The organism is Paenibacillus sp. 01L418 (assembly GCF_056400045.1).
Map to the genome: position 1 here is coordinate 1 of NZ_JBFTSN010000022.1, position 15,806 is coordinate 15,806.

The following is a 15,806-nucleotide window of genomic DNA, read 5'->3' on the forward strand; positions in this document are numbered from 1 at the left end:
CTTTTACTGGGTTCATTTTCAAGCGGTCTTTTACTGGGTTCATTTTCAAGCGGTGGGGGAATGGCAGCAAACGGAGCTCGATCACTCAGGCATTAACCAAGAAGAGCATTACAATCGTTTTCTAACTTCTCCTTACTCCCTTCACCTGCAGAAAGCATGGACGCTCCCCTATCCAGAGCAAGCGTTTCGATTAATGCGTACGCTGAACAAAGCTGGAGGAGAGCGTCAGTCGAGTGCATTCTGGACGCAGCAGCAGACATTCGAGGAGCTGCTGCGCATGATGGACCTGCGGCAAAATGACAGCTATACAAGCCCCATTGTCACTCTAGCTGAGAAAGCGGAGGCTTATATAAAAAATAATTATCGATTTGAAATTTCAAGCAAAACGATGGCTGAAGCTCTCAATTTTCACTATAACTACATTACCCGCTGCATGAAGCAGGTGTATGGCATGACACCTATCGACTATTTGTCCAAATATCGGCTTGAGCAAGCCAAGCTGCTGCTGCTCAAAACAGAATGGCCGATCGCAGAAATCGCGCAATATGTTGGATTTGAAAATGTTCCCTACTTCTCCAATTGCTTTACGCAGCAAATCGGGTTGCCGCCTACGAAGTTTCGCAAGCAATATACGACGTAATTTAAGGCGATAACGTTTGCTTCAACCAATCGTAAGCCAGTCGGCCGCTTATTTCATGCTTACCCGGAAATACGTCCGTTAGAAGCTTGTCACCAGCTCCATCCGCCTCATAAATGGCCTGAATCTCTGCTGCCGCCTTCCGAAAGCCTGCCACCGGAAAAATTGGATCATTTTCTCCAGATTCAAGAAATAACGGACGCGGAGCAATTAATCCGATTAATTCCGGCAGCTCCGCGTGAACGAGTAAACTTGGCGTGTAATTATCAATGCAATGATGAACGGCAAAGATGCTGTCTTTGACTGTGCTCGCGAAGCCAGTCAATACCGTTGCATTTATGCGCGCTTCCAGCACGGCCGTCACAAACCCAATTAAACCTCCGCCAGAAAAACCCATGAGGCCAATCCGATCAGCATCAACCTCTTTACGCGTAGACAAATAATGAAATGCTTTTAACGCTTCTGATACGCGCAGGCCGGTCAATGTCTTGCCAAGCATCATCAGCTGCGTCGACAGCCGGTAGCACGAGCTTGGCGTATCTGGATTAAGCGCCAGATCGGCATGGAGCCTGCGTTCGCCGAAGCCGATGACGTCTGGTGCGATCACGACCATGCCCCGTTTCACGAGCTGAATAGCAAAATGCTGATGGATGCCCGGGTCTTCATCATCTTGTGATCCATCCTGCCGCAAACCAACAATTTGTCTGCTCCCATAACCATGACCATGCAGTGCCAGCACACTCGGCTGCGGCCCCTGCACATCACTCGGAATAAGCACATACGCGGCCAAGGTCAGCTCTGGCGTAGCCGACAGCTCCACCCGTTCGCGAACATATCCATCGCATTGAACGCGCTCAAGCACCTTCGGTATATGTGCGAGATTAGGCTCGAACTGGCCTACCAACTCTCGCAGCACTGATTTCAGCTTCGGCCTGCGTTCATTTCGGAGCTGCAGAGTTCGAAGCTGTTGATGCCGAGCAATGGCTTCGTCATATAGCTTCGTTAAATAAGAATCACCATTCCACATCGTGATCTCTCCTCTTTGTTTGCATTTTTGTTGTCCACTTCCCTACATTCTGTTGTCTTTAAGAAAATTCAAGCAAAGTGGTTGAATCTTTATTCTTAATGTTGTATATTTATGCAATACAATGAATAACCGGGAGGCTCGTAAATGATTCAGATGGAAAAGTCAGCAACAAAGGCATTATTAGAAACGGCGGAGAAATCGGTTCTTTTTACGGCGCACCGTCCCAGCGTCGTGATGGAAAAAGGCAAGGGTATGTTTTTGTGGGATACGGATGGAAATCGTTACTTGGATTTTGTCGGCGGCTGGGCGGTTGCAAGCTTGGGGCATTCCCCTGCTGTATTGCAGGAGGCATTGTCACGTCAAGCTTCAACGCTTGTTCATGCAAGCCCCGGTTACTATAATAAACCAATGATTGAATTCGCCGAGACGCTGACCAGCGTCAGCGGTATGGATAAAGCTTTTTTTGTAAGCAGCGGTGCTGAGGCGAATGAAAGTGCAATTAAGCTGGCAAGAAAACATGGCTCTGTTAATTTGAATGGAGCATATGAGATTATTACGTTAACGAACAGCTTCCACGGACGCTCGCTAGCTATGATGTCTGCAACTGGGAAAGCAAAGTGGAAGGATCTATACGCTCCTAAGGTCGAAGGCTTTAAACATGTACCTATTAATGACCTTGATGCTTGCTTTGCTGCGGTTACGAACAACACCTGTGCAATTATGGTCGAGCTCGTGCAAGGGGAAGGCGGCGTTCATTCCGTAGATGAAGCGTATTTGTTCGGATTGCGTAAAATATGCGATATGTACGGCATGCTGTTAATATTTGATGAAATACAGACGGGGATGGGCAGAACAGGCAAGCTGTTCGCTTATGAGCATTACGGTATTATGCCTGATGTCATCACCTTAGGCAAAGGCATTGGTGCTGGCTTTCCGTTAGCGGCGATGCTGACAAAAAGCAAATATGACTTATTTGAGCCGGGAGATCAAGGCGGAACCTATACAGGAGCCCCGCTTGCCATGGCCGCAGGTTATGCCGTGCTTCAGGAACTGCTGGAGCAAAACTTGGCAAACAACGCTAAGCTGCAAGGCCAATTTCTAGAAGGCAGCCTTCGTGATCTTTCTCACGAATTTCCGATTGCGAATATTCGCGGCAAAGGACTTCTGCTCGCATTTGACGTACCTGAGAACACCGCTGATGAGCTTGCTGCGATTTGTATGCGTGAGGGACTGCTTATCAATGCACTGAATTCATCTACCATTCGCCTCGTTCCTCCATTAATTGTAACGCAGAAGGATATCGATCTCATGATATTCATCCTGCGCCGCTCTTTCCGTCAACTGCTTGCTGCTAAATAATGACTCATTCGTAACGAGCCAGCTGATCCAGCGAATGCTGAATCGGCTGGTTTATTGAAGTGAGCTCTTGCGCTAGCCTCAGCTGCACAATCCAATCCGCGTCTCAAGCTTCTACCAATTCAGCGCATTGCCTGCATAATCCACGTATTCACAATCTGCTGCCACAGCATCCAAGCTTATGCGGGCTTCAACTAGCTTTAGAATAGAGGACGCCGATTGCTCAGGCGTAAGTGACGCTGCAGCATCTAACTTGCCCTGCATATACGTCTGCACCCAGCCTGGGTGCACAACCAGTACACGGCCTCCGTGCTGCTTAATGCCATTATGGATCAGCTTGGATTGCATGTTCAGCGCTGCCTTTGACATACAATACGCATACCAGCTGTCCCGGTAGCAATCACTTATGCTGCCCGCCTCCGACGAAATATTGAGCAGAAACTTTGATTCTCCCTTGAGCAGGAGCGGCATAAAGGTCTGACTCAACCGCAAGCTGCCTAGAGTATTCACATTAAAAACATCAAGCATCTCCGCGTAATGAAGCGGATCCAGCACCGTTGCTGTAATATCTCCCAATATCGCTCCGTTATTGATTAATAGGTCCAGCTGATCCGTCCTTGCAGCTGTTGCCGCGAACGCCCTCGCCACACTCTCATCACTTGATATGTCCAGCTGCAGCACCTGCAGCCGACCTGCATGTGCTTCTTTTAACTCATCAAGCTGCGGTACATGGTCCGCATATTGTCCAGCAAAAACGTCATATTCTAGCTCAAGCAAGCATTTCACGAGGGCCAAGCCTACTCCTCGATCTGCTCCGGTTACGAAGGCTGTTTTCTTCAATGCAATCACTCCTATTATACTTATTGAAATCATTGCGAATGATGGATAAGCTGCTCCGCATAATCTAGTTACGGTTGTAATGCGCCTAATTAGCAGGAGGGCTCCCATTTTGCGTACACGAGCTGCCAAAAAAGAAGAATTTGAAATATACATTGTTCCCGCCTGGAAATGGAAGGAGTTCATTGCCTTTGAGCTCATCGGCGGCGCGGCATTTTATTTGCTATGCCGAAAAGCAGTGCATTCCGAGCTATTCGGAATTGCCGCGAATATAGCCGGACCGCAGATGCTCAAATTTTTGATGGCTGCTTATCGCTTGGATACAAAAAAACGTCCCACAGCCCCCGCTGAGCTAGCGGAATTGTAGAACGTTTCAAGCATGCTAGAAGCCGAAGTAAGCTTTCGCATTGCGATAAGAAATATTTTGAACCATTTGACCCAGCAGCTCCATATCTTCCGGCGCCTCGCCATTCTCGACCCATTCACCTAGCAAATTGCAGAGCAAACGCCGGAAATATTCATGTCTGGTGTACGAGAGGAAGCTGCGAGAATCGGTCAGCATGCCAACAAAGCGGCTAAGCAGTCCTTGATTGGCAAGCGTATTCATTTGATCAAGCATACCATTTTTTGTATCGTTGAACCACCATGCAGAGCCAAGTTGAATTTTCCCAGGCACCCCGCCCCCTTGGAAGCTTCCAATAATGGATCCCAGTACATCATTGTCCTTGGCATTTAGCGAATACACGATTGTTTTCGGAAGCGCGTCGTCCATATCCAGCGCATCAAGCAGCCTCGTTAGCGGGTAAGCTACGTCGCTATCATTGATCGAATCAAAACCCGTATCCGGTCCGAGCTTGCCAAACATGCGCGAGCTGTTGTTTCTAGCCGCATTGATATGGAACTGCATCGCCCAGCCGCGCTCGGCATACAAACGTCCCAAGAAGAGCAGCGTGAACGTTTTGTATTGCTTCTCTTCTTCCAGGGAGACCGTTTCCTTGTTCAAGGCTTTGGCAAAAATAGCGGCAGCATCAGCCTTCGTTGTCTCTGCATACGCAACGTAGTCCAGCGCATGGTCAGATACTTTGCAGCCCACCTCAGCGAAAAACTTTACTCTTGCCTCAAGCGCATCAAGCAGCGCATCATAGCTGTCGATCGTCGTTGCAGCCGCCTCTTCAAGCTTGCCAACCCATTCTAGAAAAGTAGGACGATTGATTTCCAGCGCTTTGTCAGGCCTGAAGGAAGGCAGCACCTGTACGTTAAAATCATCTAAAGCTTTGATCGCGATATGATACTCCAGCGAATCAACAGGATCATCTGTCGTGCAGATGACCTCGACCTTGGACATGTTGACCAAATCACGCGCTTTAAATTGGCCTGTCGCGAGCTTGGCGTTAACCTGTTCCCATATGGACGGTGCATTTTTCTCATTAATAAGCTCATAAATGCCAAAATAACGACGAAGCTCCAAATGCGACCATTGGTAAAGCGGATTGCCGATCGTTTGCGGAACTGTTTTGGCCCATGCTTCAAAGCGCTCGTAATCGGTTACTCCCTCGCCGCCTGTTACAAAACGCTCCTCTACTCCATTCGCACGCATTGCCCGCCACTTGTAGTGGTCACCGTACAGCCATGCCTCCGTAATGTTCTCAAAGCTTTTATTCTCAAAAATTTGCTGCGGACTCAAATGGCAATGGTAATCAATGATCGGCATGTCCTTTGCAAAATTATGATACAGCTTAATCGCCGTTTCGTTTGACAACAAAAAATGATCGTCCATAAATGGCTTCATTCCAGCTTCCTCCTCCGCAACCTAGTTATGAAATTTCACAAGCTCATCAATTTGTACTGCGAGTCCCGTCTGGATTGAACGGTTTGCTGCAATGCCCGTTAGAATCGATCTTGCTCCATCAATATGATTCGCCGCCCTATGGAATGGGTCCTCTACAGGCGTTCCAAATAGATCGTTCAGCAATACCGGATCGCCGCCGCCATGACCGCCAACGCCTTCCTCTACCTCGACCTCATAAGGAGCTGCAAACATTGGAAATACTTTAATCGACTGCTCTTTCAGCGCGCCCTCATCGGATTTCTCGCCGCCGGAATTCACATACGATTGTTCCACGATATTCATCTCGATGCGTCCCTTTGTTCCATTAAATGCAATGCGATAGCCTTCCCATGGCAAATATGCGTTTAAGGAGTAGGTTAAGATCGCATTGTTTTTGTAGCGGACAAGCACGCCCATCGTATCTTCAATATTAATGCCGTCACCGAACACGCTTTGATCGCGGCGGTAGCCGTCCTCATGCTCCGCATCCAAATACATCGCTTTCAAATGATCATTTTTGTCCAAATGCAGCGCAAATGGATCATTCTCAGCCAGCGGATTACCCGTTGCGCGCTCATAAAATTGCGTCTCCCCGCGCTGCTCTGCATTTTCGCGACCATAGAACAAGAGATCACCAAAGGCAAATACCGATTCCGGCTGCGAGCCAATCCAGAAGTTCACGAGATCAAAGTGATGCGTCGATTTGTGCACCAGCAAACCGCCGCTGTTCTGCTTGTTGCGATGCCATCTGCGGAAATAATCTGCGCCATGCTGCGTATTCAGCAGCCACTCAAAGTGAACGGAGGTTACTTTGCCGATTGTACCATTAGCAATCAGCTCTCTAGCCTTCGTATGATGCGGCGCATACCGATAGTTGAACGTCACACGCACATTGCGACCCGTCCGTTCAACCGCATCCAAAATTTGCTGGCATTTTTTCTCGTCCACCGTCATGGGCTTCTCGGTTACAACATCACAGCCAAGCTCCAGCGCACGAATAATGTACGTATGATGCGTCCGATCCATGCTCGTAACGATGACCGCATCCGGCTTCTCCTGCTCAATCATTTGTTCAAATTCATTTGATTTGTACGTTTTTACAGCCTCATGGTTATATTTATCAACTAATATGCGATTCGCATAGTCCATCCGAGTTTGGTTAATATCACAAAAAGCGAGCAGCTGCGACGTTTCTCTGAAATCGGTTGCAAGCGCACCGTAGAAAAATTCTGCCCTGCCGCCGCTGCCTACCAATACATACCGTTTTTTTGCCATACTCATTATTCCTCCTCGATTCCAATTACCTTCATATTACTGCATGATAGTGATATAATTCTCTGCATATCCTGCTCTATTTCAATCAAACACCGCTTATTTTGCGATAAAATCAAAAGGAGTACATCCCTAATGAGCATCCAGCCCGACATCTATAGCTTTGGCTCTATATCCGACCTATACATTGAGTATACGAAGCGAACAGCACCCTACACGATGGAATACAATCACTACCACGACTATTATGAAATTTACTATATGCTGTCAGGGCAGCGGATTTATTTTATACGTGACCGTTCCTATTCAGTTGAGCAAGGCGACCTCGTCTTTATTTCGAAGCATGAGCTGCACAAAACGATGCAATCCGGCGATGCCGCTCATGAACGAATTATCATACACTTTGATGATGCCATGTTGAGTAAATTGGTAGGAGCACATGCCAGCTTCTTATTGACGCCATTTGAACAGCAATCCCATATTATTCGTATGCCTATGCAAGAGCAGCTGGCGACAGCACAATTAATGAGTAGAACGCTCTCAGAGATCAGACAGCAGCCTGCTGGCTTCGAGCTGTTTCCTGCGTTTGCCGTAACAGAGCTTCTGCTGACTGCAGCTAGACATATTCAGCAGCATGAGCCAGTGCCTCTGCACCACGCCACTCCCATGCATGCCAAAATTTCAGAGGTTATCCGCTACATTAACGCTCACTTTGGGGAGACGCTTCGGCTTGACGAGGTCGCAAAACATTTTTTCATCAGTCCTTATTATTTAAGCCGCATGTTCAAGGAGCTGACAGGTTTTACCTTCTCCGATTACATCATTCTGACGCGCATGAAAGAAGCGCAGCGTCTGCTTCGCGAGTCCGATAGGAGCATTACCGATATTGCCGCTGCGGTTGGCTTCGATAACTTCTCCCACTTCGGTAAAACCTTTAAAAAGATTACCCGCATATCCCCGCGTCAATATCGGAAGCAATATATGTAAGAGAATTTAAGTCAAACAAATTTTTGTCGTAATTTCATACAAATTTGGTCATTAAATTACACTAAAAATAAGCATAAAACTATGTTAAATTATAGCTGTTGTCATAAATTTATATATGCAATGCAAATTCGCTAATAGATGCCCAGGGAGAGATGAACCTATGATTCGAATCGGTAAAATCAGTTATTGGCATGTACACGCATGGGATTATACGAAACAAGCTCAGGAGCACCCTGGTACGGAAATCGTTGCTGTATGGGACGAAATCGCGGAACGCGGTCAAGCAGCTGCCGAGAAGCTTGGCGTTACTTTTCATTCCGATCTTAATGAAATGTTGAGTCGCGATGATATTGACGCAGTTATTGTTGACGCTCCAACCTTCAGACACCAAGAGGTTATCGTAGCAGCGGCTAAAGCCGGCAAGCATATTTTCACAGAGAAAGTTATTGCCCCAACTCTTAAAGAAGTAAATGTTATACTAGATGAAGTAGCTAAAAATAATGTAAAATTAACTGTATCGTTGCCTCGTCTAAATGACGGCTATACACTGGCGATTCGCGATATTTTGTCACAAGGCGTACTTGGAAAAATCACACTCGTTCGTGCTCGTCTCTCACATAACGGAGCAACAGCGAACTGGCTGCCTGAACACTTCTACAACCTAGAGCAATGCGGCGGCGGCGCTTTAATCGATTTGGGCTGTCACCCTATGTATTTGACTAGACTTTTCTTGAATGAAATGCCAAAAGAGGTTTCTGCTCACTTTGGTTATTTGACTGGCAAAGAAGTAGAAGATAACGCAGTTGCGATATTGAACGCGCCATCTGGAGCAATCGGAATCGTAGAAGCCGGCTTCGTTAACAATCATTCACCATTTACGCTTGAGGTGCATGGAACTGAAGGAACGCTATTGTATGGCAATCCTGAGAGCCAGCTGCTGCTTCGCACTTCTACACCAGGAGCACAATCATCTGAGCAATGGACGGCACAAGTGATTCCGCCGAACAGAGAAAGTGCATTTGACCAATGGGTACAGCACATCGAGAACAACACGTCCGCTGACGAAAATGTAAGCCTTGCCATTGACTTAACAAAGCTGATGGAAGCTTCAAACCGTTCTGCTAATGAGCACCGTGCAATCCGCATCGATGAGCTGAGCGAGTAATACGACACACATAATTTGAACGACTCCAAGGAGTGATCGGCATGCCTAACTTCCCGTATGAGGTCATGCATGAACGCCAGGATGCGCTTGAACGCCTGGAGCTGTGCATCAGATGGGGACCCTACGACATCCATGTACTGCGCTTCCATCTGACGCAATTTCCTCCCGGCAGAATGATTGGATTTCATAAGCACGCGGAATATGAATTTCACTTCATACCGCAGGGCAAAGGAAAGGTCATTATTAGCGACCAGGAGTATGCGTTAAAACCTGGCATGCTTTATTTAACCGGACCTGAGATCATGCATTATCAAGAAGCAGACCCGCTTGAAGCGATGGATGAGCTTTGTCTACATGTCGATATCATTGATCGCACCGAGCAGAATAACGGCGAGGATGTTCATTCCTATGACGACTGGGAAGCTGCTGAAGCACGAAATTGTATCGAGAAGCTCAAGGCGCTTCCATTGTATCCAACAATGGATCTTCATCAAGCGATGCCTCGCTTTCTTGAAGCGTATCAAGCTTGCAACGATAATTTTGTCGGCAGCTATACTACCATTAAGCAGACAGTTATCCAGATTTTAATGCGAGCGGTTCGCGCTTATGAAACAGCAAGTGAACAGAAGCATTTTCCAACGCGGGATATGAAGGCTTATCGTTATCGACTCGCCTTGGAGTATATTTACGCTAACTATGACGGCTTCATCACGCTTGAGGACGTTGCGGACAAGCTTAATTTAAGCTCACGGCAAATTCAGCGATTATTCAAGGAGCTTCATCATGGACATACATTCAGCCGTATTCTTGAAGACATCAGGCTAGCTGTCGTATGCCGTGAGCTGCTCGAGAGTTCGCATTCGGTGGAGAAAATAGCTAAGTTATCCGGTTTTGCCGGCGGCAACTATTTACACGCTGTATTTCGCAAGAAATTCGGCGTCACTCCTTCCGAATATCGCAGGAATGCTCGTCAAACCGTTTCTCAATAAAAAAATTCATTATACTACTAGGAGGCTTTATAACATGTCTAAAGTATACAAACTTGCTATTATTGGCTGTGGCGGAATTGCAAACGGTAAACATCTACCAAGCTTGAAGAAACTTAAAAACGTTGAAATCGTTGCATTTTGCGATATCGTTGAACAACGTGCGATTGACGCAGCTGCTCAATACGGCGCAGAAGACGCGAAAGTATACACGGATTACACGGAGCTGTTGAACGATTCTTCCATTGAAGTTGTTCACGTATGTACACCAAACGATTCACATGCGAACATTGCCATTGCTGCGCTTGARGCTGGCAAACATGTTATGACTGAAAAACCTATGGCCAAAACAGCTCACGATGCACAACGTATGGTTGACGCTGCTCGCCGTACTGGCAAGAAACTTACTGTTGGCTACAACAACCGTTTCCGTCCAGACAGCCAACACTTGAAAAAATTGTGTGAAGCTGGTGAGCTTGGTGACATCTACTACGCGAAAGCGCATGCTGTTCGTCGCCGTGCAGTTCCAACTTGGGGCGTTTTCCTTGACGAAGAAAAACAAGGCGGCGGACCGCTTATCGATATCGGTACTCACGCACTTGATTTGACGCTTTGGATGCTTGACAACTACAAGCCAAAAGTAGTGCTTGGTACTTCTTACCACAAGCTTTCGCAACGTGAGAACGCTGCTAATGCATGGGGCCCTTGGGATCCTGCTAAGTTCACGGTTGAAGATTCCGCATTTGGTATGATCGTTATGGAAAACGGCGCTACAATCGTGCTTGAATCCAGCTGGGCACTTAATACACTTGAAGTTGACGAAGCAAAATGTACGTTGTCTGGTACTGAAGGCGGCGCGGACATGAAGGATGGCCTTCGCATTAATGGCGAGAAGCATAGCCGTCTATTTGCAACAAAGGTTGATCTGAATGCAGGCGGAGTTGCTTTCTACGATGGCAAAACAGAAAGCGATGCTGATCTCGAAATGAGAATGTGGCTGAAAGCTATTGAAGAGGACACTGAGCCTGTTGTTACACCAGAGCAAGCTTTTGTCGTTTCTCAAATTCTTGAAGCGATTTATGAATCATCCAAAACCGGCAAAGCCGTATATCTATAAGCTACACAAAAGGAACTGCCTCGCTTGGTCTATACAGACTTTGCAGGCAGTTCTTTTTTTTATACCCCTATTGAATTACTCATTAACGAAAAAAGAGGCCAATAAAATGACAGGAGCATTATAATCAATCGCGTATTCATTGCTCGAATAAGAACCTCTTACATCCAAATAAGCCATGGCAGGTGCGAGACTATCCTTGACCGCATCCAAATCAGGATCTCCGCCGTAACGATTCGGACCTCCAACGACCAAGCCTGGAATTAATACTCCAGTAGCTGCATTAATGCGGTGATGAGGCTCCAGCGGGTATTGACTGCCTATTCCCGTCACATAACTAAACCCCGTTGCACTGCGGCCAAATACATGATGCAGCTGCTCAAGCGCAGTAGCTCTGAAGCTAGCTTCTTCAGGCTTCATTAGGTTTGCAATCAGAAGGATACAGCCATAAGCAGCTCCGGATTTCACCGATGCCCACGTGTATTCCTCTGCGTTCAATAGGTTGAAATAGCCGTCTGCTTCGGATCTTGCAACAAGCTCCTTCGCTCGATCAATTACTGCTGTACGAATAAGCTCCTTCCACTGCTCATCCGCTTTCTCCGCACGATAGTACGCCCATTGACCAAGCAGCTGGGCATTCGCCCAGTTGACCGCCTGTGGGGAGCTCTTCAACAAATAATCAAACCGACTAGTAAGCACGTCGCTATAGCTGCTATTTCCCGTAGTGCGAAACAGCTCAGCAAGTGCCCACATCCTCTCTTCTGCGTCGGTTTGCTTGCCATATCCGCCAGAGCCGTTATCCTGCATCGGATCCTGCCGGAAAGCAGCGACTTCGTTTGCGCTCAAGTAACTCTGTGCTTTCTCAGCCGCAGCTAACAGTCGATTTGAAAATTTTTCGTCGAAGGGTTTATATATTCGGGACGCCAGCGCTGTTGCACCCGCAAATTGAGCAGTGCCATACGTCGACAAACCAAATACATAACGAGTTTGCGTATCCGTATCTGGTGTAACAAATCCAGTCCATGCGGAGCCGCTCACTTTATGATAAACCGCACCGTCTGCACGCTGCATGCGCAGCATCCATTSCAGCTCATAACGCACCTCTTCCAAAATATCAGGAAGCGAGGAATTCGCATTCTTTAACCCTTCAGGAAGCTTAAGCTGTCCCGCAGGAAATGCTTCTGGATTGAGATCATAAGCGAGCAGCAGCTGAGCAACTGTAACAGCTGCTGGAGGTATGTATTTCCCATAATCACYCGCGTCGTACCAGCCGCCAGATACATCAATGAGATCACCTTTATGCGATACTCCATCATCAAAGAAGATCTCTGCTTGCGCATCTTGTAAATGTCCTGCTGTCTGCTTCAGCTTCGTAATCGGATCGTCGATCGTTACGCCCGAACGCTGCAATGTATAAGATCTGAGCAGCGCAGCGAGCGCATCATCATATGGAGCATCTCCAATGACAAAAGGGTAAGAACTGCCCGCCCCAGCGACTAGCAGCTTATATTCTCCAGCCGTTTGGAAGCTGGAGAAATCCGCTCTTCTTATTGTCTTTTGTGATGCTGCATCCGCAAGCGGCTCAGATAAGCTGCCCGTAAACATCGTGTTGCCATTGCTGTCTACTAACGAGAATTCCGCTTCGCTTGGCAACTCACCCTCCACGATGGCAAACTTCGCATGCGCTGTTCCATAGCCAACCTGATCCACCTTCACTTGCATTCCTTGCTTAATTTCTGGCTGCGAGTCAGGTTCCGTTGCAATTGGCAATTCAGCATTGTTTATTGGAGCATTTCCTTGTTCCTGCTGCTTATTCAATGTATTCCCGCCTTCTGACCCTGATAACAGTCGAAATGATATCGTCACGACTAACAAAAGAGTAATGATTCCGCCTATGACATACAAAGTACGTCTGCGTATGCTCATCAGCCACCGCCAATTTTATTTTGTTCTGCCTTACAGATTCATAGGAGCGCCGTTATGATCAATAAAAAGCGCATCTGCTTCCGTTTTCCGCTCGACGATGTTCAAGATGCCAGCTGCAGATACTGTCGCATCTCCAGGTGCTTGCTCGCCTCCCATATCTGTTCTAATCCAGCCGGGATGAAGTGCATGAACAACAATGCCTTGCGGTGCAAGCTCATTCCGCAGCTGTGCCGAGAACATGTTCAGAGCAGACTTTGACAGCGCATACGAATAGTCGCCGCCATAAGCGCCTGTAAAGCTTCCTGCTTCCGAGCTAATATTAATGATGCTTTGCCGCTCTCCTTGACGAAGCATAGGCAAAAAATGCTTGAGCACGACGATCGGCCCAAAAAGATTAGTCTGGAACGATTGCTCTACTTGCTCCAAGTCGAGCTGCTCCAGCTTCTGATCCCGTCCCAGCAATATCGCTGCACTGTTTATAACCGCATCCAGACTGCGTACTCGGTTTTCCGCTTGCTCGGAAGCGTAGCGAACCGAATTCTCATCCGCAACATCAAGCGGCAGGATCGTTACTTGATCCGGAAATTTTGTGAGCAGCTCTTGCAAGCCCTCTGCGGATGATCCCGGGCTGCGAACCCCAGCTAACACATAATGCCCTCGTTCGCACGCTTCACTAGCAATCGCTAAGCCAAGACCTCGATTGGCGCCTGTAATTAATATGTTCATACCGCTCATTCCTCCTGTTCATTCATCACCTATATTGGGAAACTCGTTATCGCATTATTTACTTTTTATCGTTTTCCAGCAGCTCCAGCATGATCTTCAAATTTTTAAAAGTATCCATATAAGCGTATCGTCCGCCGGTATACTCTCCCTTTTGAACCAATGCCATTCCGTTTTTCTCCATGGATGCTACAATTTCTTTCATGCCGTCAACGACGAACGCGATGTGATGCGGGCCTTCACCATGCTTGTCGAGATGCTCTCTCCACGTACTAGGATGTTCATCCGGCTCGATAAGCTCAAGCTGCAAGGAACCCATATCAAAAAAAGCAAGCTTGGCGCGAGCCACTGACGATTCACCATTGTATTCCGTTTGTGCTTTATCCACCGTGTCTGTCCAAAACCAATTCGGCTTTTCAATTCCAAAAAAATCGGCATACGCCTGCGACGTTGTATCAATATCATGAACTAATAATCCAATTTGAGTTACTGTACGTGTTCCAATCAAGTTTTTATCCATGCCCGTTTCCCCCTGTAGGTTGATTTTATCGTTATAAGTGCTGTAAAAGCCGTGTAATCACTATTCAATATCTGGATACTCCAATTCATTGAAATTCCTTCACCTACATCCGCATTCCCCCTCTCACAAAGCTACAACATGTGAACGCGCGTTCATTTGAAAGTAAAAAATAATGTGCAGTTCAAACCTGACATTAGAAGCCATTATGCAAATCATAACGACCTCTAACTACGTAGGTCTTGGTCTTAACTATGAATCTTCCCTTGCCCTTTGACAGGAATCACGGACAACAAGCTCCGTGCTTGCCGCAACCGGCTGATAGTCGCCCGAACCATTCTCAATGCTGGAGATCAAGGTTTTCGTTAATTTGTCCATCATGTCTGCAAAATCAACCCGAATCGTCGTTAATGCCGGACTGGAATGTGCACTCAATATATGGTCATCAAAACCTATGATCGATACATCCTGCGGCACACGAATACCGGATTCCTTCAATGCTCGAATAGCTCCGAATGCAACGCTGTCGTTTGCCGCAAATATCGCTRTCGGCAGCTCCATCTTGGATTTCATAAATTCCTTAATAGCCATGTAGCCGCTTGATTCGTTAAAATCTCCCGGCAGCATCCACTGCTGCACGAGCGGTAATTGATGCCTTGCCATTGCTGCTTGAAAGCCGCGCCACTTGGATGGTCCGGAGTATCTATTCATATCTCCGTTAATCATGCCAATTCGCTCATGGCCCAAGCTGACTAAATAATCAATCGCTTGCCCTACACCCGTTTCGTTGTCAAAGTTGAACACAATACGATTGGATTCGGTCCGTCCTGGCAAGTGCTGATCTACGATTGCCACCATAAATCCTTCGGCTATAAGTTCTTCAATAAGCGGTTCATGATTAGCTGCTCCAATGAACACGCCTCCATCGATTCTGCGCTGATAGAAGCTCTCCTTAATCGTACGAGCCTCATTCTGATCTTTCATATCGTGAACGATATGAGTCAGCACATAATATCCATGCGAAGAAGCGTTTTCAATAACCCGGGCAAGCAGCAAGCTTGAAATGCTGTCGCCGGATACTCGCCCGGAATCGGCCATAAACAAACCAATCGTTCGCGTGCGTTTGCCTGCCAGCACCTGCGCGGATAGATTAGGGTAATAATTGTATTGCTGAATGACCTTTAATACCTTTTGCTTCGTCTGCTCAGGAACATTCGCATAATTGTTAATAACACGGCTGACCGTGCTTCTGGAAACACCTGCTAGCTTAGCAATTTCCGTACTATTAATTTCCTTGCTCAATCCTAGTCCCTCTTTCCGTAAACACGCGTTTATGAAAATATGGTACCAATGTTCCGAAGCGCTGTCAATTCATAATTGCAAGCTGCYTTAAAGATATTAAAATAGAAGCAGCCTCAAAGGTTTCCCTGA

15 protein-coding genes are annotated in these 15,806 nt (G+C 47.0%); 7 read left to right on the plus strand and 8 right to left on the minus strand.

The window, feature by feature from the left end; all coding sequences use genetic code 11:
* The coding region (locus tag AC1DSE_RS05160; RefSeq protein ID WP_477527461.1) for a helix-turn-helix domain-containing protein at window positions 1-640 on the plus strand (640 nt) is incomplete at its 5' end.
* 1 nt (window position 641) lies between these two features.
* Here AC1DSE_RS05160 and AC1DSE_RS05165 read toward each other — a convergent pair.
* Window positions 642-1,664 (minus strand): dienelactone hydrolase family protein, encoded by a 1,023-nt coding sequence (locus AC1DSE_RS05165; protein ID WP_477527462.1) that lies wholly within the window; start codon window positions 1,662-1,664, stop codon window positions 642-644.
* 144 nt (window positions 1,665-1,808) lie between these two features.
* Between AC1DSE_RS05165 and AC1DSE_RS05170 the strand changes: the two genes are divergently transcribed.
* Window positions 1,809-3,023, plus strand: a complete 1,215-nt coding sequence (locus tag AC1DSE_RS05170; RefSeq protein WP_441908867.1) for an aspartate aminotransferase family protein — start codon at window positions 1,809-1,811, stop codon at window positions 3,021-3,023.
* 111 nt (window positions 3,024-3,134) lie between these two features.
* Here the strand turns inward: AC1DSE_RS05170 and AC1DSE_RS05175 are convergent, their stop codons facing one another.
* A complete protein-coding gene (locus tag AC1DSE_RS05175) occupies window positions 3,135-3,869 on the minus strand; it encodes an SDR family NAD(P)-dependent oxidoreductase (protein ID WP_477509400.1) in 735 nt (244 codons plus the stop codon).
* A gap of 100 nt (window positions 3,870-3,969) precedes the next feature.
* Here AC1DSE_RS05175 and AC1DSE_RS05180 point away from each other — a divergent pair, with 100 nt between their 5' ends.
* The gene (locus tag AC1DSE_RS05180; protein ID WP_339207608.1) at window positions 3,970-4,224 is read left to right on the plus strand and encodes a hypothetical protein; all 255 of its coding nucleotides are present in this window, start codon (window positions 3,970-3,972) and stop codon (window positions 4,222-4,224) included.
* Window positions 4,225-4,239: 15 nt separating this feature from the next.
* On the opposite strand, the gene uxaC is transcribed toward AC1DSE_RS05180, so the two are convergent.
* Together uxaC and AC1DSE_RS05190 are read right to left on the minus strand one after the other, a co-directional pair.
* Window positions 4,240-5,646 (minus strand): glucuronate isomerase, encoded by a 1,407-nt coding sequence (gene uxaC, locus AC1DSE_RS05185; RefSeq protein ID WP_477509401.1) that lies wholly within the window; start codon window positions 5,644-5,646, stop codon window positions 4,240-4,242.
* Window positions 5,647-5,667: 21 nt separating this feature from the next.
* Window positions 5,668-6,960: a Gfo/Idh/MocA family protein gene (locus AC1DSE_RS05190; protein WP_339207606.1), complete on the minus strand. Its 1,293-nt coding sequence runs from the start codon at window positions 6,958-6,960 to the stop codon at window positions 5,668-5,670.
* Window positions 6,961-7,092: 132 nt separating this feature from the next.
* On the opposite strand from AC1DSE_RS05190, the gene AC1DSE_RS05195 reads away from it, so the two are divergent.
* The 4 genes from AC1DSE_RS05195 to AC1DSE_RS05210 all read left to right on the plus strand — a co-directional run bounded on the left by AC1DSE_RS05195 (window position 7,093) and on the right by AC1DSE_RS05210 (window position 11,212).
* Complete coding sequence (locus tag AC1DSE_RS05195; RefSeq protein WP_477527463.1) at window positions 7,093-7,944, plus strand: helix-turn-helix domain-containing protein; 852 nt, start codon at window positions 7,093-7,095, stop codon at window positions 7,942-7,944.
* A 160-nt stretch (window positions 7,945-8,104) separates the two neighbouring features.
* Window positions 8,105-9,109, plus strand: coding sequence for a Gfo/Idh/MocA family protein (locus AC1DSE_RS05200; RefSeq protein WP_477509403.1), 1,005 nt, complete (start codon window positions 8,105-8,107; stop codon window positions 9,107-9,109).
* Window positions 9,110-9,150: 41 nt separating this feature from the next.
* Window positions 9,151-10,098, plus strand: a complete 948-nt coding sequence (locus AC1DSE_RS05205; RefSeq protein WP_076267964.1) for an AraC family transcriptional regulator — start codon at window positions 9,151-9,153, stop codon at window positions 10,096-10,098.
* A 34-nt stretch (window positions 10,099-10,132) separates the two neighbouring features.
* The gene (locus AC1DSE_RS05210) at window positions 10,133-11,212 is read left to right on the plus strand and encodes a Gfo/Idh/MocA family protein (protein ID WP_339207603.1); all 1,080 of its coding nucleotides are present in this window, start codon (window positions 10,133-10,135) and stop codon (window positions 11,210-11,212) included.
* A 75-nt stretch (window positions 11,213-11,287) separates the two neighbouring features.
* Here the strand turns inward: AC1DSE_RS05210 and AC1DSE_RS05215 are convergent, their stop codons facing one another.
* The 4 genes from AC1DSE_RS05215 to AC1DSE_RS05230 form a co-directional block, all read right to left on the minus strand.
* Entirely contained in the window at window positions 11,288-13,135 is a 1,848-nt protein-coding gene (locus tag AC1DSE_RS05215) for a glycoside hydrolase family 9 protein (protein WP_477527464.1), read from the minus strand.
* A 30-nt stretch (window positions 13,136-13,165) separates the two neighbouring features.
* Complete coding sequence (locus AC1DSE_RS05220; RefSeq protein WP_441879136.1) at window positions 13,166-13,861, minus strand: SDR family oxidoreductase; 696 nt, start codon at window positions 13,859-13,861, stop codon at window positions 13,166-13,168.
* Between the two features lie 58 nt (window positions 13,862-13,919).
* Window positions 13,920-14,378 carry a VOC family protein gene (locus tag AC1DSE_RS05225; protein WP_339207600.1) on the minus strand — a complete coding sequence of 153 codons (459 nt, stop codon included), beginning with the start codon at window positions 14,376-14,378 and terminating at the stop codon, window positions 13,920-13,922.
* A 249-nt stretch (window positions 14,379-14,627) separates the two neighbouring features.
* Complete coding sequence (locus tag AC1DSE_RS05230; RefSeq protein ID WP_477527465.1) at window positions 14,628-15,677, minus strand: LacI family DNA-binding transcriptional regulator; 1,050 nt, start codon at window positions 15,675-15,677, stop codon at window positions 14,628-14,630.
* Between the last annotated feature and the right edge of the window lie 129 nt (window positions 15,678-15,806).